Origin of the sequence: Italian clover phyllody phytoplasma str. MA1 (assembly GCF_000300695.1) — a bacterium.
In the GTDB taxonomy this organism is placed as follows: Bacteria; Bacillota_I; Bacilli_A; order Acholeplasmatales; family Acholeplasmataceae; genus Phytoplasma.
On sequence record NZ_AKIM01000150.1, the window covers coordinates 1 to 745 of the forward strand.

At 19.9% G+C, this 745-nt stretch carries 2 protein-coding genes; both read left to right on the forward strand.

The features are described from left to right. The first annotated feature begins 17 nt into the window (after window positions 1-17). Window positions 18-365, forward strand: coding sequence for an SVM family protein (locus RI01_RS03045; RefSeq protein ID WP_017193198.1), 348 nt, complete (start codon window positions 18-20; stop codon window positions 363-365). A gap of 66 nt (window positions 366-431) precedes the next feature. Further along, the gene (locus tag RI01_RS03050) at window positions 432-689 is read left to right on the forward strand and encodes an SVM family protein (protein WP_017193199.1); all 258 of its coding nucleotides are present in this window, start codon (window positions 432-434) and stop codon (window positions 687-689) included. The last annotated feature ends 56 nt before the right edge of the window (window positions 690-745 follow it).

Below are 745 nucleotides of genomic sequence, written 5' to 3' on the forward strand. Positions count from 1 at the left end.
AAAAGGAGTTTTAATTAATGTTTAAATTAAAAAATCAATTTAAAATAATAAGTATTTGTTTATTTGTTTTATTAGGAATTTTTTTAATTTTTAATACTAAATGTTTGTATGCTTTCTCTGGAATAACTTTAGAAACACAAAAGATCCGATTAGAAGAAAGAAAAAATGAACTAAAGTCACAAGAAATAGTGCTATCTCGAGAACCAAGAAATAATGCAAATATTGAAAGATTATGTCATGTTAGAACGGAAATTGTTAAAATAAATATGGAAATATATATGATAATGCAACAGATTCAAATGCGAGATATCATAAAACAACCCCAAACACAAGAAACCCAAAACATTCAAAGGCCAATCGAATAATTCTAAGAAAACATTAAATAATATTAAATATGTTAAATTTAAAGAAATAAAAAGGAGTTTTAATTAATGTTTAAATTAAAAAATCAATTTAAAATAATAAGTATTTATTTATTTATTTTTTTGGGATTATTTTTAATAAATAATAATGTTCAAATTATGGCTATAGAAAACAATAAATCTATTCAAACAATTTATAGTATTAAAACAAACAATGATAGAATAAACCAAAATAAACCTATGAAAGTTAGTTACTGTGTTAGTAATAAAAATTTATCATTAGAAGATATGGCAAAACAAATAAATATAATTAATTCAATCAAATAATTTAATATAAAATTTATTATTTTAATTAAAAGACCCTCAAGGGTCTTTTTTTTATT